The 8684-nt window shown below is 58.9% G+C and carries 7 protein-coding genes and 1 pseudogene; 5 read left to right on the top strand and 3 right to left on the bottom strand.

All coding sequences use genetic code 11. From position 1 onward, the window contains the following. Window positions 1-245: 245 nt before the first annotated feature. A complete protein-coding gene (locus XaFJ1_RS04980; protein ID WP_045756769.1) occupies window positions 246-2042 on the top strand; it encodes a thioesterase domain-containing protein in 1797 nt (598 codons plus the stop codon). 322 nt (window positions 2043-2364) lie between these two features. On the opposite strand, the gene XaFJ1_RS04975 is transcribed toward XaFJ1_RS04980, so the two are convergent. Continuing rightward, on the bottom strand, window positions 2365-3279 hold the full coding sequence (locus XaFJ1_RS04975) for a helix-turn-helix domain-containing protein (RefSeq protein ID WP_238988318.1): 915 nt from the start codon (window positions 3277-3279) through the stop codon (window positions 2365-2367). Window positions 3280-3883: 604 nt separating this feature from the next. Between XaFJ1_RS04975 and XaFJ1_RS04970 the strand changes: the two are divergent. After that, window positions 3884-4018, top strand: a pseudogene (locus tag XaFJ1_RS04970) (IS3 family transposase); the annotation flags it as partial. A 75-nt stretch (window positions 4019-4093) separates the two neighbouring features. Here the strand turns inward: XaFJ1_RS04970 and XaFJ1_RS16475 are convergent. Next, window positions 4094-4291 carry an alpha-hydroxy-acid oxidizing protein gene (locus XaFJ1_RS16475; protein ID WP_080929685.1) on the bottom strand — a complete coding sequence of 66 codons (198 nt, stop codon included), beginning with the start codon at window positions 4289-4291 and terminating at the stop codon, window positions 4094-4096. Between the two features lie 315 nt (window positions 4292-4606). Here XaFJ1_RS16475 and ectB point away from each other — a divergent pair, with 315 nt between their 5' ends. The 3 genes from ectB to XaFJ1_RS04955 all read left to right on the top strand — a co-directional run bounded on the left by ectB (window position 4607) and on the right by XaFJ1_RS04955 (window position 7328). Continuing rightward, window positions 4607-5890, top strand: coding sequence for a diaminobutyrate--2-oxoglutarate transaminase (gene ectB, locus XaFJ1_RS04960; RefSeq protein WP_012915575.1), 1284 nt, complete (start codon window positions 4607-4609; stop codon window positions 5888-5890). A 766-nt stretch (window positions 5891-6656) separates the two neighbouring features. Next, on the top strand, window positions 6657-6833 hold the full coding sequence (locus tag XaFJ1_RS16100; RefSeq protein ID WP_012915574.1) for a hypothetical protein: 177 nt from the start codon (window positions 6657-6659) through the stop codon (window positions 6831-6833). 15 nt (window positions 6834-6848) lie between these two features. After that, window positions 6849-7328, top strand: a complete 480-nt coding sequence (locus XaFJ1_RS04955; protein WP_012915573.1) for a helix-turn-helix domain-containing protein — start codon at window positions 6849-6851, stop codon at window positions 7326-7328. Window positions 7329-7550: 222 nt separating this feature from the next. Here XaFJ1_RS04955 and adhP read toward each other — a convergent pair whose 3' ends face one another. Then, complete coding sequence (gene adhP / locus XaFJ1_RS04950; protein WP_045756767.1) at window positions 7551-8579, bottom strand: alcohol dehydrogenase AdhP; 1029 nt, start codon at window positions 8577-8579, stop codon at window positions 7551-7553. Window positions 8580-8684 lie beyond the last annotated feature (105 nt).

Genomic DNA, 8684 nt, shown 5'->3' with positions numbered 1-8684 from the left:
TCCCGAAGACCCGGACACGCACTTGCCTGACATGCGTCCTATGCCAGGCAAGTGCGTGTCACGTTGAGTCAAGCGCGCCCGCTCGGCAACGGAGAAAAAGCGTAATCACAATGCGCTTCGACACATCGCACGAATTCATCTACGCGTGGGGCAGCGCTGGCGCCACTTCTTCGAACTTGGCGAATATTCGCCGACAGCGCTATGGTTGACGCTGATTGCCAATCGCCCACCACTTTTTCCATCACATGCTCGCATATCCCACTTCACGTCGGCAGGCCGATCCTCTGGTCGGCGACACCCCCGCAGGGGACAGCCATGCGCTTGCCGTCCGCTCCCAAGGGACACGTCCGCCGCTATTCGTGGTGCCGACCGACGCCGCAGATATCGCCTACGCCTTCGCGCTGGCAGATCATCTCGACGCAGACATCCCGGTCTATGCACTGCCCTGGTCAGACCCGTTACCGACCATGCTGGAAACGCTGGCTGCACAGATGGTCGACATGATCCAGGCGGTGCAGCCGCACGGACCGTATCACCTTCTCGGCTACTCCTCCGGCGGCTTGCTCGCCTATGCCATCGCACAGCACTTCGGCATGCACGACGCGCCGGTGGCCTTCCTGGGTCTGATCGATTGCGACTACCCTGACCGCGCGCCGGATCCCATGACGTTGGAGGACGCGTCCAAACAGCACCTGCTCGCACGCATGAAGCTGCTATTGCAGCACACACCGGACCACGACGCTGCCCTCCAAGCGGCGTTCGACGACCTGCTTGCGAAAGCAGGACAGGCATCATTGCAGGAACTGGCCGCGCATGCTCACGGGGATCGACTGTTGAACGAGCTGGCCGCTCGCGAGCAGACCAGCCTGGAGCAGCTCTTCACCACCAGCCGGATGCGCGCAACGTTCGAACGGATGTGGCCCACGTATTGGGCACAGCGGCTTGCCCCGCACTATCCACTGACGGTATTCCATGCGTCCGAGCCCTTGCCCGAGGACACGACGCTCGGCTGGACACGACTGTTACCGCCACGCCAGGTGCAATCGGTGGCCGTCCCCGGCACGCATGTCTCGCTGATCGAAGCCGAACATCTACCGGGCCTGGGTCAATGCATCTCGGCCACGCTCTGCGCGTGCAAATCCACGGTTACGACATCGGCATACGAACCCGCATTCACGCTGCAACTGGGGCGCGCGACGGCGCACGTGGTCGTCTGTGTACCGGGTGCGGGCGACAGCATGACCGGTTTCGTCGATCTGAGCAGCGCGCTGGGACAGAGCTGCCATGTGATCGGCATGCAGCCGCGCGGCACCGATGGCAGTTGCCCGCCGTTCGGCTCGGTGGAACTTGCCGCACAGCACTATCTCGATGCCTTGCCCGGCATCGCGAACAGCGCCTCTGCGCTGCATTTGATCGGTCATTCGTTCGGCGGCTGGGTGGTGTTGGAGATGGCATTGCGTCTGCATGCCCTCGGCCGCCCGCCAGCCAGCCTGACCCTGATCGACACCCGCCCCCCGCATCGCGCCCTGGCTCCGCACGACTGCAAGCGCGACATCATCGTGGACTATTTCCTCGACGCGTTGCAGATGCGTGTACGGACGCCACTGAACATCGACCGCCAGGCACTGCATCGTCTAGGCCAGGATGCATTGATTCAATCGGTGCATCGGGTCATGGTCAAACACGGCCTGATGCCGCAGCGCTCACGCAGCGAGGCCATCCGTGGCAGCCTGACCACGTTCGCCCATTGCTGCCGGACCACCTACACTCCTGCCAAACCCTATCCAGGGACCTTGCATCTGGTCCTTGTCGACAACGCCCAACACGAACAGACGCAGCTGGCCGACACGTATCAAGGCCTGAGCGAAGCCTGGGCCGCGCATGCCGCCGATCTGCGCCCTTGGCGCGGCCCAGGCAATCACATGACCGTGCTTGCCAAACCGCATAGCCAGACCTTGGCCGAGTGGTGGATGTCCAGCGTGCGCGACACACCGACCGCCACAACCGCCTCCGCCCTCCCTGTCGCGGCCCCCGGCAGGTGATCGCATGACTGCGCACTTGGCGTTGCCGGCACGGCACATCCGCTCCACCCGGCACAGCGGAAGATCGTGATCGGGTGAGGCAGGATGGAGATGCATCTGTGGACAGTGCGAGCATGTCCGCAACAGCTTGGCCACCTCGATCAGGAGTAGCCACCAAGTGCAGCGGCGCGGACGATGACGAAGCGACGATGCCCAAGGCAGGCAATTGCCGCACGACCTTCATGACCTGGGCGTGCGGAAACCGCGAGCGCGAGCCTTACGTCCAAGGCGACACTGCACCAGCGTCGTGGCAATCAGGTTGCCATCGGCGACTCGCGCTGACTCAATGATCGCCGCGACGATACCGCAGCGGCGAGGCGCCCATGTGCTGCTTGAACAAGCGGCTGAAATGTGGAGAACTACTGAACCCGAACGAATAGGCTATGCCGGTGATGCTCTGGTTACCAGGCCCGCGCAACTCCTGCGCGCACTGTTCGACCCGTCGTCGCCACAGATAACTGTTCAGACTCTCGCCGTCACTGCCCTTGAACGCCCGATAGACCGTGCGTTTGCTCCAGCCCAGCGCACGCGCGATGCTCTCCGGAGAAAGCTCCGGGTCACGCAAATTGCGTTCGACGAACTGCACTACCATCTCCCGCGACGGCCGGTTGGGTTCCAATTGTGGCTGCACGTCGCTGGACTCTTTGAACGTCAGTTCCAGCAACTTGGTCAGGGCTTGCGCAAGGAATTGCTCGCTGTCGGAATTGCATAAACCCGGCTCGCTGAACAGGCGCTCGATCAGACTACATGCCAGCCGCTGCATCGGCGCGGGTCCGCACAGACGCTGCAAGGCAACCTCATCGACCAGCTTCATCGCATGCCGCGGCTGCGCAAACCAAACAAAGTAATTTTCGACATTGGCTTGACTGGCGAAACAAAACTGCCGATTGACCTGCAACACCGCCAGCTCGCCCGCGCGCAGTGCGGTCGAGACGCCATCGCACACCATCCGGCTCGCGCCTTTGTGCTGCAGGGCCACCAGGATGCGCGGCCGCTCTTCATCGTTGTCGGCCAAAGTCAAATGGAATTCATGCCCTGTCGCCAATACCTTGGCAAGGTGCACATTTCCCAGGCGTAGCTGGTTGATACACCCGTCGAATACCGGTTGCAGAGGCGAAAAAGAAAATTTGCGCCGCGCCCGTACGCCAGGCCGATCCACGCCGATCGAGCGCGCCATCCAGTCAAGCCAGCGCGGCACGCGTTCGCCAGGATGCACTTGCGAAGTAAAAAATGAATCGAAGGGGCGCGACTTAGAAGCAGGTCGTGCTTCCACCACTCCACGAAAAGGCTCCATCTGCACTCGCTGCACTCGGCATGTCTTCGCCATCTCATCCGGCCTCAGAAGTCAGGTTCTGGGCGGCGGATGCTATACAAAAATTGCGTCTCTCTTATGACAAGTTTCGCACAAGAAATCTGTACCGAAACACAAATTTCACTATATAAATATAAATTCCATAAAAATAAAATAAATTATAAATGTTTCCGCATATCCGACTGACCCTGTCTTGCTGCTCCTGGCAGGATTTCGTCAAGCCGCGCTACGACTGACATGCGGTACGCCACCGATCCGACAATGACAGTTGCGTATGCACAGAAATCCAGGCGCACTTGTCATCGCAGCTTGGCATTGGCGAAGCAGACTGGCTCAGTGAATCTCCCCGGATTTCGAGGAGGCTCCTTCGATTGAGAATGGAGCCAAGATGAGGAAGTCCCCGAAGTATTCCCACGAGGTGATCGAGCGCGCGATGCGTATGGTCTTTGACACCAAGGACCAGCACCCATCGTAGCGGTCGGCGGGCGAAGGCGAGCTCGTGCATCACAATGACCGCGGCAGCCAGTAAGTCTCCATGCGCTACAGCGAACGCCTGGCCGAGGCGGGCATCGAACCTTCCGTGGACAGCACAGGCGACAGCTACGACAACGCGCTGGCCGAGACAAAGACAGAACCCAAGAACCATCATATCATAGCGGTCTGACTCAAGCCAACAGGCCTCCTCGAATCTCGGGGCGATTCAGATGCTTATCATCGACAAGACTAAAGTGCACCCCGAACGCTTCGGCCGCACGCGCGCCCAGGATCTCGCCATTGGCCAGATCAGCCCCGCCAATCCGGTGGGCCCCAGCACAACCGGCATGCTGACCTGGCAACCCAATATGCACGCAGCAGTGCTGCGTCGCACAACATCGCAACCGATAAGTTGACGTAACATAAACCTATCGAAGTCACGATGGTTGGCATGCAAGGTCGCCTACGACAAGCGACCGGCATCCACGTAGTCGTTAGAACATGCGCGGCACGTGGCGTTGCGCAAAGGCTTTCGAAAAAAACGTCTTCCCGTCATATATCGGTCAATGCATGGACTGATACTTGGCACAGTAAGCATAGTGAAAACGTCGGACGGAGTACCACTGGGGTAGCAGCAACTGGAGCCGGACACTCGATCCGGGCAGAATCTGCAACGACGTTTTCACAACACCAGGTGTATGCACGCACAAGCCACTTTCGCTAAACGATCGAGACCCGTATGAACGATCCTCGCCTGATGTTTCAACGCCACGAATCCAACGTGCGCAGCTACTGTCGTTCGTTCGATGCTCTGTTCGTCCGCGCGGCGGGAAGCCTGATGTTCGATACCCATGGGCACCGCTACATCGACTTTCTGGCCGGCTGCGGCTCGCTCAATTACGGCCACAACGATCCGGACATGGCCGAAGCACTGATCGCGCACCTCCGCAACGGCGGCTTGGCGCTATCGCTGGATATGTACTCGCAGGCCAAGCACGATTTCATCGACGCCTTCGTCGAAAGGATCCTCAAACCGCGCGGACTTGCCCACCGCCTACAGTTCACCGGCCCGACCGGTACCAATGCAGTCGAAGCCGCACTCAAGCTGGCGCGCAAGATCACTGGTCGTCACAACGTCATTGCCTTCAGTAATGCCTATCATGGGCTGTCGATGGGAGCGCTGGCGGTGACCGGCAATCGCCACCATCGCATGGAACTGCCGCACACCGGCGTCACCCGATTGCCCTACGACGGCTATCTCGGCGAGAGCGTGGATAGCGCCGCCTTGCTGGAGGGCATGCTCGACGACCCCTCCGGCGGCATCGATCCGCCCGCGGCGATCATCCTGGAACTGGTGCAAGGCGAAGGCGGGCTCAATGTGGCGTCCACGCCCTGGCTACGCCGGATATTCGCCGCTGCCCGCCGCCACGGCGCGCTGGTCATCGTCGACGATGTCCAGGCCGGTTGCGGACGCAGCGGAGGCTTCTTCAGTTTCGATGGACTGGACTTGGTCCCCGACTTGATCGTACTGTCTAAATCCCTGTCCGGCTTTGGCCTGCCATTCTCTCTGCTGCTGGTCGCGCCCGAGCATGACAAATGGTCTCCCGGCCAACACAACGGCACCTTCCGCGGCAACAACCATGCGATGCTCACCGCCAGCGTCGCACTGCATAAATTCTGGGCCGACGACACATTCGCCACACAAGCGGCAGCGCGTGGCCAGCGCGTGACCGAAGCACTGACCCGGATCGCCGCACAGGTGCCGGGGGCACGCGTCAAGGGACGCGGCATGTTCATGGGGTTGGACGTCGGGACGGGGCAACTTGCCGCCTCAGCGCGCACGCATGCGTTCAAACATGGCCTGGTGATCGAAAGCGCTGGCCCGAACGACGAAGTGCTGAAAGTGATGGCTCCGCTGACCACACCAGACGCCCTGCTGGACGAGGGTCTGGACATTCTTGCGCGCGCGGTGCTACATGCATACGAGGGGTCGCAACGGCTCAAACTGAGCCGAGTTGCATAAAAGCCTCTGCGCCCCAACCTGCCCGATGGCAATGTTGCTGCGGTTGATGCGCCGGTCTTGAGCGTTATCGGGGCCACTGACCATGACGTTGGCACTGGTTTCTGCACCAGTGGTTCGTATGCATCCACACCAGCCAGCCATCGCCTACATTTTAAGACACCTTGAACACGGCCTTGTCGGTGCATGCGCCGGCTTCACCTTCACTGTGATTGACACGCGGATCCAGACAAGGCAGCTGCACGCGATCCAAGCACTGGCCCAAAATGAAAAGCCCCGCAAAGCGGGGCTTACTGGAAGAGCAGCCGAGGATCGTTTCAAAAATCCTCGCTCAAGACTAAATCACCGATTTTCAAATCCTATCAGCCCCCTCCAGGACATGCCCTATAGCGGGCGGCGCCAGACAACCCCATCGCCAGCACCCAACAGTCCGCCTTCGTCAAGTTGGCCGACTCGCAGCACCCAACTGATCCACAGCATTCATGGCACGCAATATCGTCGGCATGCCGAAACCCTTCTTCGAGAGTCCGCCATTTTTCTTACTTACCAGTGACTTGGCGTTTTTTGGCTGTTTTCCCTACAGAAATCCCTGCCCCTAAATGATCCACATCAATAAACTCGCCGCAGTCTTGATTTAACCTCAACCCTACTGGGCTAGGTCGGCTGAAGCATGACGTATATCTCGCCGTGTGCTTTGGACCTTACCCATTTTTCGTTCTCTTAAAACGATGGACTAGTCATTGCATCATCTACATCCGCCGAAGGGGCCATGAAACATCGCACTCTGCCTTTTGACCCAATGGATTTGCGTCAGCTCAAGCGCAGTTGCAGCCATTGCGCGTTAAACAAAATTTGCCTTCCGGCAGGAATCAACCAGGCCGATCTGGAACGCCTGGATATGGCTGTGCGCGACAAACGGCTACTTGAACGCGGCGACTACCTGTAAAGCAACGAGGGCGACGTGCAGATATTGGGATTTCATTTGCCTGGCGAATTGATCGGCGTTGACGCAATGGCTAACGAATATCATCTTTGTGCCGCCGATGCCTTGGAGCGAACCAGCATCTGCGAGCTACCTTATACGCAGCTACAGAAAGTAATGACCGAGGTTCCATCGCTGCAACACCAGCTGATACGCGCAATCAGCCGGGAGTTGGTCGCCGAACAGCATCATCTGGTGATGATGGGGCGCCCGCAGGCGCAGGAGCGTCTGGCTATTTTTCTGCGCAGCCTCTCAGAACGCTATGGCCGGCTATCGCGCGATGCCGAGACCCTGACATTGACGATGTCGCGCCACGACATCGCCAATTATCTCGGCCTAGCCGTTGAAACGATCAGCCGCCTATTCACCCGGATGGAAGCAGGCGGCATACTGTCGGTCAATCGTAAAACCGTGTCCATTCTCAAAGTCGATATGCTCGTGGCCATGTGTGGCACTTAGGAAAGCGGGAAAAAGGAACGGGTATCTCGAAAGGAAAAAATTACTCTGGTTTCGATCCGATAATTGGAGCACATCCATGTTCCTTTCCCTGATACTGGACCTGGCAGTCATGCTAAATACGTTTCCGGTCGTCCAATAAGTTCATTGGATTGAATAGCTGGCAGCATAGATCGCGGATCCTGGCTATCGAGAGCAATGCGGACCAGCCGCCTCGACAGCTCGTTAGGCAGCGAAGTCCAGTACTACCCTGCCCTCGATGTTGCCTTCACGCATACGTTTGAATACATCGTTGATGTTGTCCAGTCTCTCTCTAGAGACCGTGGCCACCACTTTGCCATCCTTCGCGATATCCAGCGACTCCTGTAGATCCAGGCGGGTGCCGACGATCGAACCGCGCACAGTGACTCCGTTGAGCACCATGTCGAAGATCGACAGGTCGAATTTTCCAGGCGGTAGGCCATTAAGCGACACGGTCCCGCCACGGCGCACCATGTTCATCGCCTGACTGAATGCACTAGGCGAAACGGCAGTCACCAGTGCGCCGTGCACACCGCCGATTTCCTTCTTAAGAAAAAGCGCTGGATCGATGTTCTTTGCGTTGACCGTGATCTCCGCGCCGAGCCGACGCGCCAGATCTAGCTTGGCATCGTCGACGTCCACCGCTGCAACTTTGAGTCCCATCGCCTTCGCGTACTGCACTGCCATGTGGCCCAGGCCTCCGATGCCGGAAATAGCTACCCACTGGCCAGGCCGGGTGTCGGTGACCTTCAACCCCTTGTATGTAGTGACGCCCGCACACAGCACCGGCGCGATCTCGACAAAGCCCACGTTATCCGGCAGATGGCCCACGTAGTCGGCAGCAGCGAGAGCGTATTCGGCAAAAGCGCCGTTGACCGAGTAACCGGTGTTCTTCTGCGTTTCGCACAGCGTCTCCCAGCCGCCCAGACAATGCTCGCAATGACCGCAAGCCGAGTATAGCCAAGGCACGCCAACGCGGTCCCCCTCTTTCAAGTGGATGACGCCAGGCCCGAGCGCAACGATGTAGCCTACTCCCTCATGACCCGGAATGAAGGGCAATGTGGGCTTTACCGGCCAGTCGCCATGCACCGCATGCAAGTCGGTGTGGCACACGCCACAGGCCTCGATCTTCACTAGTATCTCGCCAAACCCCGGTTGCGGTACCGTTACCTCCTCGATTTCCAGTGGGCCACCGAATTTATGGACAACCGCTGCTTTCATGGTCTTGCTCATAAGTAAATTCCTCGTATCAAGATGTAGATGGTTTTGGAGACCAGGTGTAACAGTCAGGCTGATATGCCGTCGGTTTCCTCAAACACAGTTGTCGCCCTGGAAAGC

This window comes from Xanthomonas albilineans (assembly GCF_009931595.1).
GTDB lineage: Bacteria > Pseudomonadota > Gammaproteobacteria > Xanthomonadales > Xanthomonadaceae > Xanthomonas_A > Xanthomonas_A albilineans.
The sequence above is the reverse complement of the archived record's forward strand: the minus strand, read 5'-3'. Positions and strand labels throughout refer to the sequence as shown.